Here is a 22,084-nt window from a genome sequence, read left to right as displayed (position 1 = left end):
GGCGCTCACGCCGCTGCCACGGCCGGATGCCGCCCGTGAACCTGGTGTCGGAACCGAAGGGATACCATTCATGACGCGCATCGCCATCAACGGATTCGGCCGCATCGGACGCAATGTGCTGCGCGCATTGCTCGAACGCCACAGCGACCTCGAGGTCGTCGCCGTCAACGACCTGACCGAGCCCGCCACCCTCGCGCGGCTGCTCGCCTACGACACCACCGCCGGCCGGCTCGGTCGCCCGGTGACCGTCGACGGGAACGCTCTCGTCGTCGACGGCCGGCGCATCACGGTGCTCGCCGAGCGCGAACCGGCGCAGCTGCCGTGGGCCGAACTCGGTGTCGACATCGTGCTCGAGGCCACCGGCCGTTTCACTTCGGCCGAGGCCGCCCGCGCCCACCTCGACGCAGGCGCGAAGAAGGTGCTCGTCAGTGCGCCGGCGGACGGCGCCGACGTCACGCTCGCGTTCGGTGTCAACACCGCCGCGTACGACCCGGCTCTCCACACGATCGTCTCAAACGCCTCCTGCACGACCAACGCGCTCGCGCCGCTGGCCGCGGTGCTCGACGAACTCGCCGGTATAGAGCACGGCTTCATGACGACAGTGCATGCCTACACGCAGGAGCAGAACCTGCAGGACGGTCCGCACCGCGACGCACGCCGCGCCCGTGCCGCCGCTGTCAACATCGTCCCGACCACGACGGGCGCCGCCAAGGCGATCGGCCTCGTGCTGCCCAACCTCGACGGCAAGCTGTCCGGCGACTCGATCCGCGTGCCGGTTCCGGTGGGCTCGATCGTCGAACTCAACACGACCGTCGCCCGCGACGTGACGCGCGACGACGTCCTTGCGGCATACCGCGCAGCGGCGCAGGGGTCGCTCGCCGGCATCCTCGAGTACTCGGAGGACCCGCTCGTGTCCTCGGACATCACAGGTAATCCGGCCTCGTCGATCTTCGACTCGGCCCTCACCCGCGTGGACGGCCGCCACGTCAAGGTGGTCGCCTGGTACGACAACGAGTGGGGCTTCTCGAACCGCGTGATCGACACGCTCGAACTCCTCGCCACCCCGGCCGTCGGCTGAAGGCTCATTGCGCCATCCGCCGAAAGACGACCGCGTATCGAGACGCACCCATCTCGCTGATCAGCCCCGCTCGGTGCAGGCCAGCCAAAGCTTTTCGCGTTGCCGCGGAAGACTCCACGGCCTTCCCGGCCGTGTCGCGTCGACGCCTCGGCCGGACCGGTCCTCCGCAGCAGACGCAACAGGGCGGGGCCGCGTGGCCGATGCCGACCGGTACATCAGCACCCGGACGCACAGCGGCAGCTCCGGGACTTGCCGCGATCCCGCCGGCCCGTTTCGCCCCTCCGGCCGGCTGCGGCCACCGAGCGGAGGCTGGGCCGCGAACTCGGCGCATTCTTCCCCCCGTCGGCTCCCCAGGCGCCCCGTGCTGCCGCACCGGACCTCGACGTTCCGATCGGGACGTTTCAAGCAAGCTGCGTCATCGCGAATGACTCCGCGGCTCACGGCTCGGCCCAAGAGCCAAGCCTCCGGCCTGTTCCTCTACCAGGTCCTGGACGTCCTCCAGGACCTGGTAGAGGTGCCTGACCGGCGCCTGCCCCACGTGCACCCTCCCCTGCCGACAGGCGGAGCCAGAACGAACTGCACGGCTAGCGGCGGCAGTCCCTGTGGCCCGGGTGCCAGATGCGCTGGGTGTGACCAGGCTTCCAGTGACGGTGTTGCCAGTGGCCAGGGATCCACACCCGGGTCCAGTGGCCGCGGGAAATCGAGCAGTGCCGGCCGTGATCCGCGGTGGCGTGGTGGCTCGGGGCGGCGGAGGCGCTGCCGACCGTTCCGAACAGCGCTCCTGCGGTCACCGCGACCGTGGCCGCGCTCAGGGCCGCGGCCCGTTTGAACCTGTCAGTCATCTCACGTGTCCTTTCCGTGCGAGGGAGCGTGAAGCTCCGTCAGATCAACCGGCCGGTGCGACCGGGGTCGAATCTGATCCTGCACCTCCGGCACACCTAAAACGGAAAAGACGCCCTTCATAACTGAATGCTCATCAATCTCTCATTCGCCACAAATAATCACATGATCTCGCTCTCCCCCACGGTGGGATCGTGCAGAAAGCCGATCAAGAGGTCCGCGACCGCGGCAGGCCGCTCCAGACTGGGCAGTGGCCGGACCAGGGCAGTTCGAGACGCCGGGTGTCGGCCGCCCGCAGACGACGTCACCGAACACCCGCCCGGTGCCGAGCAGACAGAGGTGGGCTCGTCACCTTGGTCGCGCACCGGCCTGGGAGCGTCAGCCCAGCCCAAGCCGGGGGATCTCCCGCCCCGGGGAGCGGTCCATCACCATCAGCAGGCCGGCCTCGCGAGTCCTGTCGTAGGCGGCCTCGTCTATGACGCCCAGTTGGAACCAGACCGCCTTGGCTCCGATCGCCACAGCCTGGTCTGCGATGCCTCCGGCGAGGGCGGAGTTGACGAACACGTCCACCACATCCACCGGGAAAGGGATCTCCGCAAGGGAAGCATAGCCCTGCTCACCGTGCACCGTCTCGGCCTTTGGGTGCACGGGCACCACCCGCTTGCCGATGCGCTGCAGCTTCTCGGCCACGCGGTAAGCGGCCCGTTCGGGGTTGTCGGACAGACCCACCACAGCCCAGGTGTCTCCGGCAGCGGTGAGAATCTGCCCTATTGTCGCGTCATCGCCATAAATCATCATGCCCGGCACCGCCGTGCGGTGATGAGTTCCGCACCGGTTACCGCCAACCGCATGATCACGGGGAGTGCCAGGTCTGTGGACTTCGTCAGGCGCATGAGCAGACGTTAGCCCATTTTGGATACTGTATGCAATAGCGCCCACCGCCGTTTCGGCAGGAACCCCGAAGTCGGGCTTCGACCACATGCGGAGCAGTCTGATCCGCTTCTCCACGCCGCGCTCCACGCAACATTCAGCAACCGGCCCTTTGTCGGAGACCGGAGCTGAACCTTCCGGTCGTTCCACCAAGCGCTGGACACCACGACTCCGGGCGGCCGCCTGGTCTTCCATGTGTTCGCAGCTCGGCTGGCACGTTGAAACAGTTGCGGCCTCCCGTGCGCAACACACCCGTTCAAAGATCGAGCTGACGGCCAGTCACGCTCAGCAGGTCCGAAATGTTGACCAGGAGTCATCAAACTTTCGCAACCGGCACCACTGGTTCACAATCGGCCGCCGGTAGCGTTGCCCCCGACCGAGTCACCACCACATAGGGGGAAAACTCGCATGATATCGAGCAGGCTCACGAAAGCGCTGTTAGGAACCGTCACAGCTGCCGCCCTCAGCATCGGCACGCTCGCGGGCGCAACCGCAGCCACCGCCGCACCCGCCCAGCAGGCCCCCACCCGGACCGTCGCCCTCCAGGCCGCCTTCAACAACCTCGGCCTCACCACCAGTGAAGCCAAGAGCGTGCAGTGCTACGTCCGCGACGCCGGATTCAGCCCCGGCACGATCGACGGCCAGCTCGGCACCAACAGCTGGAAAGCCTGGCAGCGTTTCCTGAACGCCCTCGGATACAACGCCGGAACCGTCGACGGCGTCGTCGGCCCCAACACCATCCGCGCCCTGCAGCGCTTCCTCATCTACGTCGGCTACGACACCGGCGGCGTCGACGGCGTCGCCGGAACCAAGACCAGGGAGGCGTGGAAGGCGTTCTCCCACCTCGGCGGAGGCTGGTGCTGACGACCCGGCGCGGCGTACGACAGCGATCTGCACCAGCGTGGACCATGCCGGGGAACCAGGCGCTGTCCTAAGAAGCCGCATCTGAGCCCTGCACGACAAGTCCAGACAGTCCACGCAATACACCCGATGAGGGGTGTCGCAGCCGGCTCCAACAGCTGCGACACCCCTCGTTGTTGTTCTTGCGTGTCAGGCGCGGGTGGGTGCGATGCAGCGCCGGACGGCGATTGTGAGGCTGAAGACAAGGGCGAGACCGGCGAGGTGGGATCCGCCGAGGACGGTTGGGCGACCACCTCGCGGCTGGGCCGATCTTCTGCCCGGCGGCCCCCTGTTGGACTCGCCCCATCGCACCAGTCGCGTCCCCGGACATGATTGCCACCGGTGAGCGCAGAGAAACCGGCAGCTGCTCCGGGCCATCGACCCACAATCGGCTGAAACAGTGACATAAGCACACGACTCCCTCACCGCGGACGCCCTGTCCGGTCGCGTCTCCCGACACACCTCCGACACGCTCCGTCGCAGGTCAGATGGCTGTGAGGGGGGATCCACGCATCCACCCGCCACTTTCGCACCTCATCTCGGTGCCACCGCTTCTCCGACAACCGTTCCAGCCGTCGGGACCCCCACTTGCATCCCGTATACGGGTTCCGCATAAGGTTAGGCTCGCCTAAATCTTCAAGGGTGAACCACAGCTAGGAGCTGTCACATGTCTCTTCGGCGCCGCGGCACGGCCGCAGTCGCGCTCGCAGTCGCCGCCGCACTGTCACTCGCGGCGTGCGGCAGCGGGTCCTCCGGTGACGAGCAGGGAAGCAGCACCAGCGCCTCCGCCAAAGCCGGTTCGGGCGCGAAGGACTCGAAGTCGGTTGCGCAGGGCGGCAAGGACTTCGCGGACGCCGCCGAGAAGACCGCCGCGCTCGGCACGGACGCCAAGCCGGGCCAGTGGCCGCGCACGATCAAGCACGCTATGGGCAGCACCGAGATCAAGTCGCAGCCCAAGCGCGTGGTCGTCCTGGACGTGGGCGAGCTCGACAACGTGGTTTCTTTGGGTGTGAAGCCGGTCGGTATGGCCCCGACCGAGGGCTCGCCGGCGCTGCCGTCGTACCTGAAGAAGGACGCGGGCACGCCGAAGAACATCGGCACCATCAACAGCCTCAACCTGGAGGCCATCGCAGCCCTCAAGCCGGATCTGATCCTGGGCAGCCAGCTGCGCGCCGCCGCCTCGTACGACGAGCTGTCGAAGATCGCGCCGACCGTCTTCTCGATCCGCCCCGGCTTCACGTGGAAGGAGAACTACCTCCTCAACGCGGCCGCGCTGGACAAGACCGCACAGGCCAAGGCCAACCTAGCCGCGTACAAGAAGCGGGCCAAGGCACTGGGCGACAAGCTCGGTGCCCACAAGCCGACCGTGTCGATGGTCCGTTACATGCCCGACGGCGTCATCCGCCTCTATGCCAACGACTCGTTCATCGGCACGATCCTCAAGGACATCGGCATCCCGCGCCCGAAGAACCAGGACATCGAGGACCTGGCCACCGAGATCAGCGCCGAGAACATCGACAAGGCCGACGCCGACTGGATCTTCACCGGCGTCTACGGCGACCCGAAGGCCACGGACAAGAGCAAGGCCCAGGGCAACCCGCTGTGGAAGAACCTCAAGGCGGTCAAGGACGGACACGCCTACGACGTGCCGGACGAGACCTGGTACCTGGGGCTCGGCGTCACCGCCGCCAACTCGGTGCTCGACGACCTCGAGAAGTACCTGACCGCCTGACAAGAGGAGAGTGAGCGCGGCGTATGTCGCCACCCACCCGTCGCCGGGCCGGCTGGCTGCTGGCCGCAATGGCGATGCTGCTGATCGCCGTCCTGCTGAGCCTCGCCGTGGGCAGCCGCCAGATCGCGCCGAGTGAGGTGATCCAGGCACTGGTGCACGGCGGCACCGGTGACGACGCCCAGGTGGTGCGGTCGTTGCGGGTGCCCCGCACCGTCATCGGCGTGCTGGCGGGCGCCGCGCTCGCGCTCGCCGGGACGGTGATGCAGGGCATCACCCGCAACCCCATCGCCGAGCCCGGCATCCTGGGCGTCAGCCAGGGCGCTTCGGTGGGCGTGGTGTGTGCGATCGCGTTCTTCGGGGTGCACACGCTGAACGGCTACGTGTGGTTCGCGTTCATGGGCGCGGCGCTGGCGGCGGTGGGCGTATACGCCGTCGCCAGCCGCGGGCGCGGCGGGGCCTCCCCCGTCAAGCTGGCCCTCGCGGGCGCCGCGATGAACGCCTTCCTCGCCTCACTCGTCTCCGGGATCGCCACCACCAACGCCCGCGCCCTGGACGAGTTCCGCTTCTGGCAGGTCGGCTCGATCAGCGGGCGCGGCACCGAGATCATCGGTCAGATCTGGCCCTTCCTGCTGGCCGGGCTGGTGCTGGTCGCCGCGATGGCCAGGGGCCTGGACGCGCTCGCGCTCGGCGACGACGCCGCCAAGGGCCTCGGGCACAACGTCGGCCTGGTGCGGCTGCTCGGCGCGCTGGGCGCGACCGTGCTCACGGGCGCGGCCGTGGCCGCGGTCGGCCCGATCGCGTTCACCGGCCTCGCCGTGCCGCACATCGCCCGCGCCCTGGTGGGCACCGCGCACCGCTGGGTGCTGCCGCTGGCCGCGCTGCTCGGCCCCGTGATGATCCTCGGCTCCGATGTGATCGGCCGCATCGTCTTCCCGCCCTCGGAGGTGCCGGTGGCCGTCATGACCGCCCTGATCGGCGTGCCGTTCCTGATCGCTCTCGTCCGGCGGCGGGCGGTGGTCGCCGCATGAACCGCGCAACGGCCACAGCCGCGCTGCCTGCCGTCCGCCCGGCCGGGCACGCCGTCCTGCGCAGGGGACGCGCCAGTTTCCTCTTCCACCGGCGGGCGGTCGTCGTCGCGGCGGCGCTGGCGGTACTGCTTGCGTGCGCGGTGGTGGCGTACCTGTGCGTCGGTGAGTCCTTCGTCTCGCCGGTGGAGGTCGTCCGGGTACTCCTCGGGCGGCCGAGCCCCGACGAACTGGTCGTGGGCACACTGCGGTTGCCCCGGCTGGTCGTCGGACTCCTCGCGGGGGCCGCGCTCGGCGTGGCGGGCGCGCTGGTGCAGACCGTCGCGCGCAATCCGCTGGCCAGCCCCGACGTCATCGGCGTCACGCATGGCGCGGGCGCGGCCACGGTCGCGGCGATCAGCTTCAACGCCGTCGGCTACGACGCGCTGCCGTACGTGTCCGTCGCAGGCGGCCTCACGGCCGCCCTGCTGGTGTACGTCTTCGCGTGGCGGCGGGGGCTGCACTCCTCGCGTTTCGTGCTGGTCGGCATCGGCGTGTCGGTCGCGCTCGGCTCGCTGACGCAACTGTTCCTGACCAAGGGCGACTACTTGGTGGCCCAGCAGGCCAAGGTCTGGCTGACCGGTTCCCTCAACGGCCGCGGCTACGAAGAGGCGCGGCCCCTCGTGATCGTCCTGCTGCTCGGCGTCCCGGCGGCCCTGTGGGCGGCGTGGGCGCAGCGCGGCGTGCACTTCGACGACGACACCGCGACCGCCCTCGGCGTGCGCCTCGACCGGGTCCGGCTCGGTCTGACCGTGCTCGGCGTCGTGCTGGCGTCGGTGGCGACGGGCGCCTCCGGCCCGGTCGACTTCGTGGCGCTGCTCGCCCCGCAGATCGCGCGCCGGCTCACCCGCACCGCCCAGATCCCGCTGCTGTCCTCGGCGTTGACCGGCGCGCTGGTCGTGGTGGTCGCGGACCTGCTGGCCCGCCGTCTGTTCTCCCCGATCGAGCTGCCGGTCGGCGTCCTCACCGCCATAGTGGGCGCGCCGTACCTGATGTGGCTCATCGTCCGCACCCGCAGCCGTTCCGGAGGCACCACCTCATGAGCCGTCCGACCACCAGCCGCCTCTCGGCGCAGGACCTGACCCTGGCGTACGAGGACCGCATCGTCGTCGAGGGCCTGGACCTGGAGATCCCCGACGGCAGGGTCACGGTCGTCGTCGGCCCCAACGCCTGCGGCAAGTCCACGCTCCTGCGGGCGCTGGGCCGCCTCCTCAAGCCGCGCCGAGGTGCTGTGCTGCTGGACGGCGCGGAACTCGCACGCGTACCCGGCAAGCAGATCGCACGGACCATCGGCGTTCTGCCGCAGTCCCCCACCCCGCCGGACGGCATCACCGTCGCCGACCTCGTCGCCCGCGGCCGCCAGCCGCACCAGAAGTGGTGGCAGCAGTGGTCGGAGGCCGACGAACGGGCCGTCGCCGAGGCACTGGACCGCACCGACACCGCCGACCTCGCCGACCGCCCGGTCGACGAGCTCTCCGGCGGCCAGCGCCAGCGGGTCTGGATCGCCATGGCGCTGGCCCAGGACACGGATCTGCTGCTGCTGGACGAACCCACGACGTACCTGGACATCGCGCATCAGGTGGAGGTCCTGGACCTGGTCCGCCGACTCAACCACGAACGCGGCCGCACCATCGTGGCCGTGCTCCACGACCTCAACCAGGCCGCCCGGTATGCCGACCACCTCGTCGCCATGAAAGCAGGCCGCATCGTCGCCCAGGGCCCGCCGGACGAGGTCGTCACCGCAGAGCTGGTCGAGGACGTCTTCGGTCTGTCCTCCGTGGTCGTGCCCGACCCCGTCACCGGCGGCCCCCTCGTCGTCCCCGCCCGTACATGGCACCCCGCGCCCCTGCGGGAGAGCCGGAGACGCTGATCGCCCCGGCGCCGACCGCTTGCCGGACTATGGACAGCGCCGCGCGGGAACCTTCGTTCCGTTGAGCCGCCGCAGGCAGCGGCGTTCCCTGTTCGTCGCGGCTCCGTGCCCGTAACCTGCGCCCCATGGCGCAGGAAGACGAGACGGTCAAGAGAACGGATCCGTTCGTGCAACTGTCCCTCGAGCAGCTACGGGAGCGCACGAGCATGAAGTGGCGCGCGTTCCCCGAGGACGTGCTCCCGCTGTGGGTGGCGGAGATGGACGTGCCCTTGGCTCCTGCGATCGTGGAGGCGCTGTACACGTCGATCGACCTCGGCGACACCGGATACCCGTACGGAAGCGCCTACGCCGAGGCCTTCGCGGGATTCGCCTTCGAGCGATGGCGATGGGACGGCCTGCGCATCGAGCAGACGGCGATCGTTGCCGACGTCATGATGGGCATCGTCGAAGTGCTGCGGCTGATCACCGACCCCGGTGACGCCGTCGTCGTGTGCTCACCGGTGTACCCGCCCTTCTCCGCATTCGTCACCCACGCCGCCAGGGACATCATCGAGGCTCCGCTCGGTCCTGACCTGCGGGTCGACCTCGGTGCTCTGGAAGAGGCATTCGTCCGGGCGCGAAGCCACGGCCGCCGAGCCGCGTTCCTCATGAGCAACCCGCACAATCCGACCGGTGTCGCCCATACCCTCGAGGAGTTGGAGACGATCGCGGAGCTCGCCCGAAGGCACGGCGTGAGGGTGGTGTCCGACGAGATCCACGCCCCGCTGGTATTGCCCGGGGCCACCTTCACACCGTTCCTCAGCGTCCCGGGCTCGGAGAACGCCTTCGCACTGACCTCCGCGTCCAAGGCGTGGAACCTCGCCGGCCTCAAGGCCGCTCTTGCCCTGGCCGGCACCGAAGCCGCCGAGGACCTGCGGCGCATGCCCGAAGAGGTCAGTCACGGACCCAGTCATCTGGGCGTCATCGCCCACACCGCGGCCTTTCTCGAGGGCGGAGGCTGGCTCGACCAGCTGCTGCTCGGACTCGACGCCAACCGGCGTCTGCTGGGGCGACTCGTCCACGAACACCTCCCCCGAGTGCGCTACCGCCCGCCGCAAAGCACCTATCTCGCATGGCTCGACTGCACCTGGCTGGGGCTGCACGGCGACCAGGAGACCGGAAGTCCCGGCGTGGTGAGCGACATGGCCGGACCGGCGAAGATGTTCCTCGACGAAGCAAGAGTCGCGCTCAGCTCCGGGCATGTCTTCGGCTCGGGCGGCGCGGGGTGCGTGCGGCTCAACTTCGCGACATCACCGGACATCCTGCGCGAAGCGCTGTCCAGAATGGGACGCGCCGTTCAAGACCTGTGAGCCGGGCCCGTCACCACGGGGAAGGTGACGGGCCCGGCCCTACGGTGCCACACCCCCGCTCGCGCGCGGCCCTTTCGCAAAGCCGCCGCGCACCCCGAGACGGAATCTCCACCCGCTTGCCCCGGTCGTGCCGACGTCAGCCCGGGCCGGGAACGCTCACGGCCGTGGTCGCGTCACTGACGACAGCATGCTGAGCGCAGCCACCGGCCGCTGCGGTCCTTGACGAGGCCTCCTCAGGCGGTGGCCTCGTCCAGCAATTCCAGCACGTGCCGGTAGGGACGGCCGGTCGCGCGGGTCATGCCCATCTCGCAGGTGCGATTGCAGGAGGCGTACGCGTCGAAGGTGCCCGCGGCGATCTCGGCGGCCTGCGCGGCGGTGGCGCTCGCGGTGACCTCCGGGTGAAGCAGGCCGCGGTCGCCGGCGAAGGCGCAACAGCCCCAGTTGTCGGGCACGGTGACCTCGCCGCCGACGGCCGCGGCGACGGTGCGCAGGGCGCCGTCGATGCCCAGGTGCACGGTGGAGCAGGTGGGGTGCAGGGCGAGGCTGCCCAGCCGGCGGGGCTCGGGCAGGGCGGGGAGCAGGTGCTCGGCGGTGAACACGACGCTGTCCACGAAGCGCAGGGCGGCGAACCGGGCTCGGTCGGACTCCGGCAGGACGTCCGGCAGTTGCTCCAGGCCGTGGGTGCAGGAGGACGCGTCGCAGACCACGGGCAGCCGCCCGTGGTCGCTGGCCTCCCACAGCGCCTCCAGCGTCCGGGCGGCCATGGTGCGGTGCCCTGCGGTGTAGCCCTTGGATTGCCAGGGCGTGCCGCAGCACAGGCCGGCCAGCTCGCCGGGCACGGTCACCAGGACGCCCGCCCGTTCGCACAGCCGCAGGAAGGCCGCCGCGGAGCCCCCGGCGCCGTCCGCGGCCCCCTCGGGGGCGAAGACACTGCCGATGCAGGCGGCGAAGAACACCGCCTGCGGCTCGGCGGGGCGCCGGGGCGCAGGACGCGACGGACCGCCGCGCGGGATGTCGTCGGCCCAGGCGGGCACCAGCTCCCCCGCTCCGAGCCGGCGGACCGCACCCGTGGTGGCGCGCAGGGCCGGGGCGGGCAGGGCATGAGCGGTGTTGAGTGCGATGCGCACGCCCTTGACCGCGGTCCCCCAGTGTCGGGCCGTCGCGTTTCCGGCGCGCTGGGCTGTGGCGCTGTGCCGTTCGGCCCGCAGACGCTTCATGACGGCGCCGGTGTCGATGGTGACCGGACAGGCGGTGACACAGAGGCTGTCGGCCGCGCAGCTGTCGACGGCGGCGTAGGTGTAGTCGGTCTCCAGGGTGCGACGCCGTTCGTCGTCGCCCGCGGCGGTGGCGAGTGCGATCTCGCGCTGGAGGGCGATGCGCTGACGGGGCGTCGTGGTGACGTCCGCGGTGGGGCAGACGGGCTCGCAGTAGCCGCACTCGACGCACGCATCGACAGCGGGGTCGACTTCCGGGACGCTCTTGAGGCTGCGCAGGTGCGCGGCCGGGTCGTCCTCCAGAAGCACGCCCGGGTTGAGCACACCGTGCGGGTCGCAGAGCCGCTTCAGCTCGCGCATCACGTCGTACAGTTCATCGCCGTACTGGCGGCGGACGAAGGGGGCCATGGCCCGGCCGGTGCCGTGCTCGGCCTTCAGCGTGCCGCCGGCGTCCAGGACGAGATCCACCATGGCATCGGTGAACCGGGCGTAGCGCTCGATCTCCGGGGCGGAGTCGAAGTCCTGGGTGAGCATGAAGTGCAGGTTGCCGTCGCGGGCATGGCCGAAGATCACCGCGTCCTGGTAGCCGTGCCGGTCGAAGAGGCCGATCAGCCCCTCGCAGGTGCGGGTGAGCCGTTCCATCGGCACCGCGATGTCCTCCAGCAGCGCGGTGGTGCCCGGACGGCGTGCCCCCGCGACGGCCGTGTACAGCCCCTTGCGCAGGTGCCAGAGCCGGGCCCTGACGCGCGGGTCGCGTACGAGCGAGGTCCCGCTCACCGCGGGCAGGCGGTCCAGGACCGGCTGCGCGGCAGCCACCCTCGCCTCCAGCGTCTCGGCGGTGTCCTCGGCGAACTCGACCAGGAGGGCGGCATGCCGCTCCACGCGCAGCCCACGCACCTCGTCCACCGGGTCCGGGGACTGCTGCGCCACACGCAACGAGGCGGCATCGAGGAGTTCGGCGGTCCGGGCACCCGCGGCGAGCAGCGCGGGCAGCGCGTCGGTGGCCTCGGCGAGACCGGGCAGCACCAGCAGCCCGGTGGCGGTGTGCGGCAGGAGCGGGACAGTGCGGAAGACGGCCTCGCCGACGAAGCCGAGGGTGCCCTCGCTGCCGATCATGAGATGCGCGAGGATGTCGGCCGGATCGCCGTGGTCCAGGAACGAGTTGAGGCCGTAGCCCATGGTGTTCTTCATCGAGAACAGCCGCTCGATGGTGGCCCGTGAGGCGGCCGACGCGCGGACGCGCTCGCGCAGCCGCAGCAGTCCCGCGTGCAGTTCGGGCTCACGGGCGCGCAACGCCTCGTCCGCGTCGGGGGCCGCGGTGTCGACGACGGTGCCGGAAGGAAGCACGAACTGCAGGGACTCCATGGTGCGGTAGGCGTTGTCCTGGGTGCCGCAGTTCATGCCGCTGGAGTTGTTGGCGACCAGGCCCCCGATGGTGCAGGCCGACTCGCTCGCCGGGTCGGGGCCGAGCCGTCGGCCGTACCGGGCCAGCCGCGCGTTGGCCTGACGCACCGTCAGTCCCGGTTGCAGCCGGATACGCAGGCCGTCGTCGAGGACCTCGGCGGTGCGCCAGTGGCTGCGGACGTCCACGAGGATGCCGTCGCCGCCCGCCTGCCCCGCCAGGCTGGTGCCGCCCGAGCGCAGCGTCAGCGGCAGCCCTGCCGTGCGGGCCCCGGCCATCAGCGCGCCGACCTCGGCGGCGGACGCGGCGCGCACGACGGCCTGCGGGGTGAACAGGTACGGCGATGCGTCATGGGCGGCGGCGACCAGGCGCGGCACATCGGTGGTCACGCGGGCCGGGTCACTGACGCACGCGGCCAGCAGCTCGGCCAGTCCGGCGGACCGGTCCGCGGCGGAAGGTGTGGCGGTGGGGCTCATGGGTCCTCGCTACTGCGGTGTCAGTGGGCGGAGGGGGCGGGTCCGGTGATCCGCATCAGCAGCGGCGGCGGCGCCGCGGGCTCCGGCAGACGCAACGGTGCCAGGCCCGGGGTGATACTGCCGAGCAGCGTGGCCCGGCGCGCGCCGGTGCCCGAGGGCAGGGTGCCGGGCAGGCCGTGCACCGTGAGGAAGCCCAGCACCGCGAAGGCCAGCGCCTCCTTGGCGTCGGAGGGCAGGCCCAGTCCGTCGCTGGGGCGCAGTGCCACACCGGGAAGTTCCTCGGCAATCATGCGCATCAGCACCGGGTTGCGGGCGCCGCCGCCGGAGACGACGAGCTCGGTGACCCCGTGTGCGCGGCAGGCGTCGGCCACGGTGACGGCGGTGAGCCGGGTCAGGGTGGCCAGGACGTCATCGGGATCGGGCGTGGGCACCGCTTCCAGCGCCCGCTGCAGGTAGGGCAGGTGGAAGTGCTCCTTGCCGGTGCTCTTCGGTGCGGGCCTGCGGTAGTAGGGATCGTCCAGGAGGACCCGGAGCAGCTCGGGGTTGGCCCGGCCGGCGGCGGCCCTGCGGCCGTCCTCGTCGTAGCTGGCCGCGCCGTCGGTGAAGTGCCGTACGGCCGCGTCCAGCAGGGCGTTGGCGGGGCCGGTGTCGAAGGCCAGCGGATCGGCCCCGGGCGCGACGACGGTGACGTTGGCGATGCCGCCCAGGTTCAGCGCGGCGGGCGTGCCCGGCAGACCGCGCAGCAGCAGCGTGTCGGTCATACCGACCAGCGGGGCTCCCTGCCCGCCCGCGGCGACATCCCTGCTGCGCAGGTCGGAGACGACCGGAAGGCCGGTGGCCTCGGCGATCCAGGCGGGCTGGCCCAGCTGGAGCGTGCCGCGGACGGTGCCGTCCTCGACCCAGTGGTACATGGTCTGGCCGTGCGAGACGACGAGGTCGGCGGTGCCGTCGCACAACTCGCGCAGGGCACGGTCGGCGGCGGCGGCGAAGGCCTGGCCGACGCCGGTGTCCAGGGCGCAGACCGCCTCTATGGTCGTCGCGGCCGGTGGCAAGGTGGCGGCGATCAGGCCCCGCAGCTCGTCCGGGTAGGGGACGGAGAGGTGTCCGAGGGGCCGCAGGAGCAGGGTGTCGCCGTCGAGCGTCAGGTCCGCGGCTGCGGCCTCGATGGCATCGTACGAGGTGCCCGACATCAGGCCGATCACGCGCACAGCGCCTCCCGGCACACGTTCCGCCGTGCGGGCGGGGTCGGCTGCGACTGCGGCATGACTTCTCCCTGGGAATGTCGGGGACGGGGCGGGTGCGGGGCCGCCGTGGCGGCCCCGCACCGGGTGGGGTGGACGAGCCGTGACTACTGACCGGCGACGGCCGCGACGCGGTCGGAGCCGGGGCCGGGCTCCCCGTCGCCCACGGGGAGCGGAGCGACCTCGGGGGCGCGGTGGAACAGGCTCATCAGGCCGCCGACGACCAACGTGATCACCACGCCGATCGGCACGAGCCACTGGGCGGCGATCGCCGTCGGCACGGTGGCCCCGGCCACCGTCACGTCGATCTTCACTTCGCGCACGATGTACGTCATGACGCCGACCGTCACCAGGAAGGCGACGATGGAGTCGACCTCGTTGGCGCGCCGGACGAGCCGGCCGAGCAGGAACGCGCCGAGCAGCGCGCCGTACGTGTAGCCCGCGATGGTCAGACCGGTGAGGTAGACGTTGCCCGTGCTGGTGCTGAAGGCGCAGGCGAAGACGGCCATCAGCACCGCCCACACCAGCGTCATCACCCGGGCGAGCTTCAGCAGCGCCGCCTCGGACGGCGTGCTGCGGAAGAAGCTGTGGATGATGTCGGAGACCGTCGAGTTCGACATGGAGTTGAGCGCCGAGGACAGCGAACCCATCGCGGCACCCAGGATGCCGGCCACGAGCAGGCCGGAGATCACCACGGGCAGGCCGTGCAGGATGAAGTTCGGGTAGAGGTTGTCCGAGCTGGACAGGCCCATCTCCTTGAAGTCCTTGCCCTTGTTGTACGACCACAGCAGGGCGCCGACGAGGGAGAAGGCGGCGAACTGGAGGGTGACGAAGACACCGGAGGCGATCATGGCCTTCTGGCCGTCCCGCAGCGAGCGGGTGGCCAGGACGCGCTGGACGATCAGCTGGTCGGAGCCGTGGCTGGCCATCGCGAAGATGGCGCCGCCGATGATCGCGGTCGGCAGGGCGAACGGGCTGGTGAGGATGTGCGCCAGGTCGAAGTTGGTGTCGAAGAGCTTGAAGTGGCCCGTGTGCAGGGCGCTGGAGAAGCCGTCACCGCCGACGTGACCGGAGAGCACGGCGATGGCGAGGATCGCACCGCCCAGGTACAGACCCATCTGGATGGCGTCGGTCCAGATGACCGCCTTGATGCCGCCGAGGTAGGTGTAGACGACGGTGATCACCGTGAGCACGATGATGATGACCTGGTAGCTGGCATGCACGCCGAACTCGTCGAGCAGCAGCTTGATCGGGATCGCGGAGGCGAACAGCCGGACGCCCTCGGCGAGGAGCCGGGTGAAGACGAACGTCACCGAGGCGAGGCCCTGGAGTTTGAGCCCGAATCTGCTGCCCAGGTATTGGTAGGCGCTGACGAAGCCGCCCCGCTTGTAGAGGGGGATCAGCACGGTGGCCACGATGACGCGGCCGATCACGTAGCCGAGGGCGAGTTCTACGTTGCCGAAGCCCTGCCCGCTGTAGGCACCGCCGGGCACGCTGATGACGGTGAGCACGCTGGTCTCGGTGGCCACCACGGAGAACGAGACGGTCCACCACGGCATGTGACCTTCGCCGACGAAGTAGTCCTTCGCGGTCTTCTGCCGTCCGGCCAGGCGCAGTCCGATCACGGCGATCGCCACCAAATAGACGACGACCACCACAAGGTCGAGTTGGCGCACGCTCACTCCTAAGCAACGGCCGGCGGGGTCACCGGCGGGGTGGGGACAGTGGGGAAGGAAGTCGACCGCCGTACGCGGGCGACGTGGGGTTCGTGCGGTGCCGACGCGTCCAGCGCCAGCAGGCGCGCGCCGTCCAGCGGTTCCCCGAGCGGGGGCTGCAGGTGCAGGGGGCGCGAGGAGTCGGCGAGCGCCGACCGGAGCGGACCGAGGAGCGGCTCGCCGAGGCCGGTGAGCCCGCCGGTGATCGTGACAGGGAGGGTGTCCTCGCCGCCGACGCGGCGGGCGGCGGCGAGCACGGTCTCGCCGAGTGCGGTGGCCGCGTCCCGGACGATCGCCGAGGCCGCGGCGTCACCCTCGGCAGCGGCACGGGCCACGTCCGGGGCGAAGGAAGCAGCGGTACGCGCGGGGTTCCCGTCCCCGCCGACGGCCGAGGGCAGCCGGTCGGGGTCGCCGAAGCGTGCCGCGGCAGCGGACAGCAGAGCGGTGTCCGGCCCGCGTCCGTCGTGGGCGCGCAGTGCGGCTCGCAGTCCGGCGGCGCCGATCCACGCGCCGCTGCCCTCGTCACCGAGCCAGGGACCCCAGCCGTCCACGCGGACGTACGAGCCGTCGTCACCGATGCCGATGGCGACGGAGCCGGTACCGATCGCGAGCACCACACCGGTACGGCCGCCGAGGGCACCGGCGTGCGCGGTGACGGCGTCACTGGTGACGGCCACTTCGTCCGCGGGCAGGTCCTCGAGAAGCAGGCCGGCCAGTTCGCGGGCCGCCTCCGGTGCGGCGGCCGCTCCGGCGGCGCCCACGCAGACCGCCGCGAGCCGGAGCGACGGCCGCCGTTCCAGGAGCGGAAGGACGGCGGCCCGCACGGCCGCACGGGCCAGGGCCACTCCGTTGCCGGCGGCGAGCCCGGGAGCACCGGGCACCTCGTGGACGTCGTGGGCGGGAGCGGCGCCGCCTTCCCACAGCACGGCACGGCAGCCGGTCTTGCCCAGGTCCACCGCCACTGCTGCTGTCATAACGGCACGCCTTCGTGTCTTCACGGATCCGTCGCATCGAACGGTCATGGGACGGCCGTAGAGCCGATGACCGGCGCGGATCGCGGTCCAGCGAGTATCGGAAGGTCGACGTCCGTATGTCAATAAGTAACCTCACGCAATTGAGTACGTAAATTTTTGACGCACCACCGACGCCCTGGTTAATGTGTCGGCACCCACTCAGGAGGGAACGGCCCATGGCCCGCCAGGAACCACCAAGGACACCGACTCAGCACGCGGAGGACACCTCCCCCGCCGCGACGCTGGCCCGGATCCGCGCGGCCCTGCCGTCCCTGGCCCCGTCGGAGCGGCGAGTGGCGGAAGCCGTCCTGGCCGACCCGGCGCAGGCGGCGGAGCTGTCCATCAGCGCCCTCGGCAAGCAGGCTCACACCTCGGTGGCTACGGTGATGCGCTTCTGCCGGGCCATAGGGCTCACCAACTACCCACAGTTGCGCCTGGCCCTGGCCGCGGCAGCCGCCCACGAGCACGCTCTCGGCGGCGAGCGCCCGGCGCCCAGCACCGACATCAGCGCCACCGACACCCTCGGCGACATCGTCAGCAAGATCGTCTACAACGAGGTGCGCGCCCTGGAGGACTCCGGGGCCGAACTGGACATCGAGGTGCTGGGCCGCGCGGTGGACGCCATGGCCGGGGCCCGGCGGATCGACATATTCGGCGTGGGCGCCAGCGCATTCGTCGGCCAGGACCTCCACCAGAAGCTCCACCGCATCGGCCACTTCGCGTTCATCTGGACCGACCGGCACGCGGCCCTCACCGCGGCCGCGCTCCTCGGGCCCGGCGACGTCGCCCTGGCCATCTCCCACTCAGGTGAGACCGAAGACACCGTCGAGCCCCTCCAGGCCGCCGCCGAACGCGGCGCCACCACCATCGCCCTCACCAACGTCCCGCGCTCCACCCTCGCGGCGAGCGCGGACCTCGTGCTGACCACCTGCGCCAGGGAGACCCCCTTCCGCTCCGGCGCGACCGTCAGCCGCATCGCGCAACTCGCTGTCATCGACTGTTTGTTCGTCGGCGTCGCCCAGCGCTCCTACGACGCCACCACCGTGGCGCTCGAAAAGACCTATGGGGCCGTCCAGCGCCGCAAGCGCCGGCAGCCGCAGCGCCACGCACAGGCCGGCGACTGACCGTCGGCCCCCTTCCCCCCACCACCCCTGAAAGGACGACCGCGCCGTGGACCTCAGCACACTCGGCACCGAGACCCGCAACGAGCGGACCGACGATCTGGACCGCATGCCGGTCACCGAACTGCTCTCAGTCATGAACGCCGAGGACCAGACCGTCGCCCTCGCGGTACGTGAGGCACTCCCGCAGATCGGGGCCGCCGTCGAGGCGATCACCGAGTCACTGCGGCGGGGCGGACGGCTGATCTACATCGGCGCCGGTACCAGCGGCCGAATCGGCCTGCTCGACGCCGTGGAGTGCCCGCCCACCTTCGGCACCTCCCCCGAGCAGGTCGTGGGCCTGCTCTCCGGCGGCCCGGGCGCCTTCGTCGTGGCGGTCGAGGGGGCCGAGGACGAACCCGCGAGGGCCGTCGTCGACCTCGACGAGATCAGCGTGAACGAACGGGACACGGTCGTCGGGCTTGCCGCCAGCGGCCGTACGCCTTACGTCGTCGGCGGCCTGAAGCACGCCGCCGCCAAGGGCGCCATGACGGTGTCGATCGCCTGCAACCGCGACGCGGTGATCAGCCGCTACGCCGATATGCCGATCGAGGTGCCCACGGGGCCCGAGATTCTCACGGGGTCGACCCGCCTCAAGGCCGGCACCGCCGAGAAGATGGTCTGCAACATGCTCTCGACCGCCTCGATGGTGCGCCTGGGCAAGGTCTACGGGAACCTCATGGTCGACGTGAAGGCCAGCAACGACAAGCTCGTCGACCGCGCCCGCCGCATGGTCGTGCAGGCCACCGGCGCCGACCCCGACACCGCCGCCGAGGCCCTGCGGGCGGCCGGCGGCCACGCCAAGACCGCCATCGTCATGCTCCTCGCCCACTGCACGGCCGAGGAGGCCACCCGGCGCCTCGAGGAGGCCCACGGCGACACGCGGACGGCCATAGGCCACTCCTGACGCGGCGCCCCGCGGGGGCGCGTCGTCAGGGAACGGAACGTGGCGACAAGGCCCCGTCATTGCGGGGTTTTCCCTCGAGGCCGTGATCCTGAGCCTGTGCACCACCCCCGGAAAAGGTCCCCAGTACGGCACACCCTGACCTGCCGACCGGGTTTCACCGCTCGGGTCCGCCCTCGATGAGGCGCCGTAGCGAAGGAAGCAGCGCATCGAGGTCTTGTTCGGTGCGGAAGGCCACGACGGTGGTCCCTGCGCCGGTTTCCCGGGGGGACAGAGAGGCCGGAAAGAGGGCGAGCACCTCGCGCATCGCCTCGTCGACCTCCGCGAGCGGGTCGGATGCCTCGCCCCTGAGCCAGCGGCGCAGCACGTGGTTGTGGGCGGCGACCACGGCCGCTGCCATCAGTTCGGCCCTGAGCGACGCCGACTCCGTCGGGTCCCCCATCCATTCCGAGATGAACTCACGGAACAGCCGCTGATAGCGGGCCACGCCGGCGATCTCGCGGTCGCGCAGCGCCGCCACCTTGCTGGTGAGCGCATACCGCCGTCGAGCCAGATCTCCTTCATCCACGTAGTGCAGCAGTACCAGCCGAACCGCGTCGGACACCGCGACCAGGGCGGTGCTGTGACTCGAGGTCGCCAGCCGGTCACTGATCAGCACGAGCAGCCGGTCGTGGTCCGGGAAGATGACGTCTTCCTTCGATCGGTAGTGCCGGAAGAACGTCGTGCGTCCCACACCGGCCCGCTCCGCGATGTCCTCGACCGTGGTCTGCTCGTATCCGCGCTCGTCGAAGAGCGCGAAGGCGGCGTCTGCGAGTCGGGTCCGCGCGGCTGACTTGCTCATGAGTGATCATCCTTCCCCGTCTCGGTCCACGGAGACCACTTGCCTGGGAAGATGGTACTGAGTACCGTCGATTCGAGATTGAGTACCGAGGGAGGTCCGGCGTGGGTTCGGTGACACATGGCGAGTCCGGGCTGCCGATCAAGCCGCTCTACGACGGCTCCGCACTGGAGGGTTTCGACGCCGAGGCCAAGCTGGGGACCCCGGGGCGATACCCCTTCACCCGCGGTGTCTACCCGTCGATGTACACCGGCCGGCCGTGGACGATGCGGCAGTACGCCGGGTTCGGCACGGCGAAGGAGTCCAACGAGCGGTACCACGAACTGGTCAACGCAGGCACCGGCGGCCTGAGCGTGGCCTTCGACCTGCCGACACAGATGGGCTACGACTCCGACGAGGCCATCGCCCGGGGCGAGGTGGGCAAGGTCGGCGTGGCGATCGACTCGATCGAGGACATGCGCACCCTGTTCCACGGACTGCCGATGGACAAGGTGTCGACGTCGATGACGATCAACGCACCCGCGTCGACGCTGCTCCTGCTGTATCAGCTGGTCGCAGCCGAGCAGGGCATCGCCGGAGACCGACTGGCCGGCACGATCCAGAACGACGTACTCAAGGAGTACATCGCCCGCGGCACCTACATCTATCCGCCGAAGCAGTCCCTCCGGCTGATCAGCGACATCTTCGCCTACTGCCGCAGGGAGATCCCGCGCTGGAACACGATCTCCATCTCCGGCTACCACATGGCCGAGGCCGGGGCGAGCCCCGTGCAGGAGATCGCCTTCACCCTCGCCAACGCCAAGGAATACGTGCGCACCGCGATCGCCGCGGGCCTGGACGTCGACGACTTCGCACCCCGCCTGTCATTCTTCTTCGTCGCCCGGACCACGCTACTGGAGGAGATCGCGAAGTTCCGCGCCGCCCGCCGGATCTGGGCCCGCATCATGCGCGACGAGTTCAAGGCGAAGAACCCCAAGTCGCAGATGCTGCGCTTCCACACCCAGACCGCCGGCGTGCAGTTGACGGCACAGCAGCCAGAGGTCAACCTCGTGCGGGTTGCCCTCCAGGGCCTCGGAGCGGTTCTCGGCGGGACGCAGTCCCTCCACACCAACTCGTATGACGAGGCCATCGCCCTGCCCACCCAGAAAGCGGCGCGGCTCGCTCTGCGCACCCAGCAGGTCATCGCCTACGAGACCGATGTGACCAGCACCGTAGACCCCTTCGCCGGGTCCTATGTGATGGAGTCCATGACCGACGACATCGAGGCGGCGGCTCTTGAGCTGATCCAGGCCGTCGAGGACCGGGGCGGCGCCGTCGCCGCGATCGAGCAGGGCTTTCAGAAGTCGGAGATCGAGAAGTCCGCGTACCGGATCGCGCTGGAGATCGACAAGCAGGAGCGCACCGTGGTGGGCGTCAACACGTTCGTCCTCGACGAGGAGGAACCCTACGCGCCGCTGCGGGTCGACCCGCAGATCGAGATCGACCAGTGTGAACGCCTCGTGGCCCTGCGCCAGGAACGCGACAACGACGCCGTCGCACGATCTCTCGACGCCTTGCGCGCGGCGGCCCAGGGCACCGACAACGTCCTGGACCCGATGCGCGAGGCCCTGCGCCTTCGTGCCACGGTCGGCGAGGTCTCCCACGCCCTGCGCGACGTCTGGGGTGTGTACGTCCCCGTCGACACATTCTGACCTGCGACGACGGCTTCCCGGTCAAAAGGCGGTATCCAGCGGACCAGAGGACTTCCACGGTTCTCCCTCAGGATCCAGGAGGGAACGGTTCAGGCCGCCGGGTGGGCACGCGGCAATGCAGAGGTCAAGAGTCAAGCTGAGTGTCGAAGTGGCGCCGCGCCAAGAGCGAAGGCTCGCTGTCTCGCGGATCTGCGGTACCGCCTCTGTCCGCCACCTTCGGCGGACAGAGGCACCGTCCTGTGAGACGGATCAGCTCTTGGCGTTGAAGACGGGGTAGTAGCCGCTGGAGTGACCGGTGGCGGTGGGATGGTACGACTCCCAGCTCGGCGACACAACGAGGGCGTGCAGCCAGCCGTCGCCGGAGCAGAGCTCGTGACCGCTGAATGTGCCGCGGACGTCGCCGAAGACGAAACCGTGGGCGGCCGCCCTGCCTGCGATGACGTTGTCCAGAACGTCCGCGGCCTCGTCGATCTTGCGGTGCTTGGTGTCGCTGAGGCCGACACAGAAGACATTCAGGGTGTACATGCGCGGGTAGCCGAGGACGACCACTTTGGCGTTGGGTGCCTTGGCGCGGATCGCGTTGTAGGTGGCGTCCAGGCGGGCGGGGAGCGTGTTCTGAATGTAGCTCTCGGCCTGGTTGACCCGGTTGACACAGGTGGTGTCCGAA

Annotated in this window: 18 protein-coding genes; 10 read left to right on the top strand and 8 right to left on the bottom strand. The window is 70.2% G+C overall.

Features of this window, described 5'->3' with window-relative positions; all coding sequences use genetic code 11:
* The first annotated feature begins 70 nt into the window (after positions 1–70).
* The gene (gene gap, locus VXC91_RS06185) at positions 71–1,078 is read left to right on the top strand and encodes a type I glyceraldehyde-3-phosphate dehydrogenase (protein WP_329505691.1); all 1,008 of its coding nucleotides are present in this window, start codon (positions 71–73) and stop codon (positions 1,076–1,078) included.
* 584 nt (positions 1,079–1,662) lie between these two features.
* Here the strand turns inward: gap and VXC91_RS06180 are convergent.
* Positions 1,663–1,920 carry a hypothetical protein gene (locus tag VXC91_RS06180; RefSeq protein ID WP_329505689.1) on the bottom strand — a complete coding sequence of 86 codons (258 nt, stop codon included), beginning with the start codon at positions 1,918–1,920 and terminating at the stop codon, positions 1,663–1,665.
* Between the two features lie 376 nt (positions 1,921–2,296).
* On the bottom strand, positions 2,297–2,710 hold the full coding sequence (locus VXC91_RS06175) for a CoA-binding protein (RefSeq protein WP_329505782.1): 414 nt from the start codon (positions 2,708–2,710) through the stop codon (positions 2,297–2,299).
* A gap of 546 nt (positions 2,711–3,256) precedes the next feature.
* On the opposite strand from VXC91_RS06175, the gene VXC91_RS06170 reads away from it, so the two are divergent.
* The 6 genes from VXC91_RS06170 to VXC91_RS06145 all read left to right on the top strand — a co-directional run bounded on the left by VXC91_RS06170 (position 3,257) and on the right by VXC91_RS06145 (position 9,763).
* Positions 3,257–3,712 (top strand): peptidoglycan-binding domain-containing protein, encoded by a 456-nt coding sequence (locus VXC91_RS06170; RefSeq protein ID WP_329505686.1) that lies wholly within the window; start codon positions 3,257–3,259, stop codon positions 3,710–3,712.
* 703 nt (positions 3,713–4,415) lie between these two features.
* Entirely contained in the window at positions 4,416–5,480 is a 1,065-nt protein-coding gene (locus VXC91_RS06165) for an ABC transporter substrate-binding protein (RefSeq protein WP_329505684.1), read from the top strand.
* 23 nt (positions 5,481–5,503) lie between these two features.
* Positions 5,504–6,508, top strand: coding sequence for a FecCD family ABC transporter permease (locus VXC91_RS06160; RefSeq protein ID WP_329505682.1), 1,005 nt, complete (start codon positions 5,504–5,506; stop codon positions 6,506–6,508).
* Positions 6,505–7,587, top strand: a complete 1,083-nt coding sequence (locus VXC91_RS06155) for a FecCD family ABC transporter permease (protein WP_329505680.1) — start codon at positions 6,505–6,507, stop codon at positions 7,585–7,587. Before VXC91_RS06160 ends, VXC91_RS06155 begins: the two co-directional genes overlap by 4 nt.
* Positions 7,584–8,414 carry an ABC transporter ATP-binding protein gene (locus VXC91_RS06150; RefSeq protein WP_329505679.1) on the top strand — a complete coding sequence of 277 codons (831 nt, stop codon included), beginning with the start codon at positions 7,584–7,586 and terminating at the stop codon, positions 8,412–8,414. Before VXC91_RS06155 ends, VXC91_RS06150 begins: the two co-directional genes overlap by 4 nt.
* Positions 8,415–8,539: 125 nt before the next feature.
* Complete coding sequence (locus VXC91_RS06145; RefSeq protein WP_329505678.1) at positions 8,540–9,763, top strand: MalY/PatB family protein; 1,224 nt, start codon at positions 8,540–8,542, stop codon at positions 9,761–9,763.
* A 233-nt stretch (positions 9,764–9,996) separates the two neighbouring features.
* Here the strand turns inward: VXC91_RS06145 and VXC91_RS06140 are convergent, their stop codons facing one another.
* From VXC91_RS06140 to VXC91_RS06125, 4 genes are all read right to left on the bottom strand, one after another.
* Entirely contained in the window at positions 9,997–12,855 is a 2,859-nt protein-coding gene (locus tag VXC91_RS06140) for an FAD-binding and (Fe-S)-binding domain-containing protein (RefSeq protein WP_329505677.1), read from the bottom strand.
* Between the two features lie 20 nt (positions 12,856–12,875).
* A complete protein-coding gene (locus tag VXC91_RS06135; protein WP_329505675.1) occupies positions 12,876–14,063 on the bottom strand; it encodes an anhydro-N-acetylmuramic acid kinase in 1,188 nt (395 codons plus the stop codon).
* Positions 14,064–14,203: 140 nt separating this feature from the next.
* Positions 14,204–15,772 carry a sodium:solute symporter gene (locus VXC91_RS06130; protein ID WP_329505674.1) on the bottom strand — a complete coding sequence of 523 codons (1,569 nt, stop codon included), beginning with the start codon at positions 15,770–15,772 and terminating at the stop codon, positions 14,204–14,206.
* 8 nt (positions 15,773–15,780) lie between these two features.
* Positions 15,781–16,785 carry an N-acetylglucosamine kinase gene (locus VXC91_RS06125; protein WP_329505673.1) on the bottom strand — a complete coding sequence of 335 codons (1,005 nt, stop codon included), beginning with the start codon at positions 16,783–16,785 and terminating at the stop codon, positions 15,781–15,783.
* Between the two features lie 215 nt (positions 16,786–17,000).
* Here VXC91_RS06125 and VXC91_RS06120 point away from each other — a divergent pair, with 215 nt between their 5' ends.
* Together VXC91_RS06120 and murQ are read left to right on the top strand one after the other, a co-directional pair.
* The gene (locus tag VXC91_RS06120; protein ID WP_329505672.1) at positions 17,001–17,948 is read left to right on the top strand and encodes a MurR/RpiR family transcriptional regulator; all 948 of its coding nucleotides are present in this window, start codon (positions 17,001–17,003) and stop codon (positions 17,946–17,948) included.
* 46 nt (positions 17,949–17,994) lie between these two features.
* Entirely contained in the window at positions 17,995–18,891 is an 897-nt protein-coding gene (gene murQ / locus VXC91_RS06115) for an N-acetylmuramic acid 6-phosphate etherase (RefSeq protein ID WP_329505671.1), read from the top strand.
* Between the two features lie 154 nt (positions 18,892–19,045).
* On the opposite strand, the gene VXC91_RS06110 is transcribed toward murQ, so the two are convergent.
* A complete protein-coding gene (locus VXC91_RS06110) occupies positions 19,046–19,729 on the bottom strand; it encodes a TetR/AcrR family transcriptional regulator (protein ID WP_329505670.1) in 684 nt (227 codons plus the stop codon).
* 101 nt (positions 19,730–19,830) lie between these two features.
* On the opposite strand from VXC91_RS06110, the gene VXC91_RS06105 reads away from it, so the two are divergent.
* Positions 19,831–21,417 (top strand): acyl-CoA mutase large subunit family protein, encoded by a 1,587-nt coding sequence (locus VXC91_RS06105; RefSeq protein WP_329505669.1) that lies wholly within the window; start codon positions 19,831–19,833, stop codon positions 21,415–21,417.
* 249 nt (positions 21,418–21,666) lie between these two features.
* Here VXC91_RS06105 and VXC91_RS06100 read toward each other — a convergent pair.
* Positions 21,667–22,084: GDSL-type esterase/lipase family protein (locus tag VXC91_RS06100; RefSeq protein WP_329505668.1), on the bottom strand; the 418-nt coding region annotated here is incomplete at its 5' end.

The organism is Streptomyces chiangmaiensis (genome assembly GCF_036281785.1).
Taxonomy (GTDB): Bacteria; Actinomycetota; Actinomycetes; order Streptomycetales; family Streptomycetaceae; genus Streptomyces; species Streptomyces chiangmaiensis.
The sequence above is the reverse complement of the archived record's forward strand: the minus strand, read 5'-3'. Positions and strand labels throughout refer to the sequence as shown.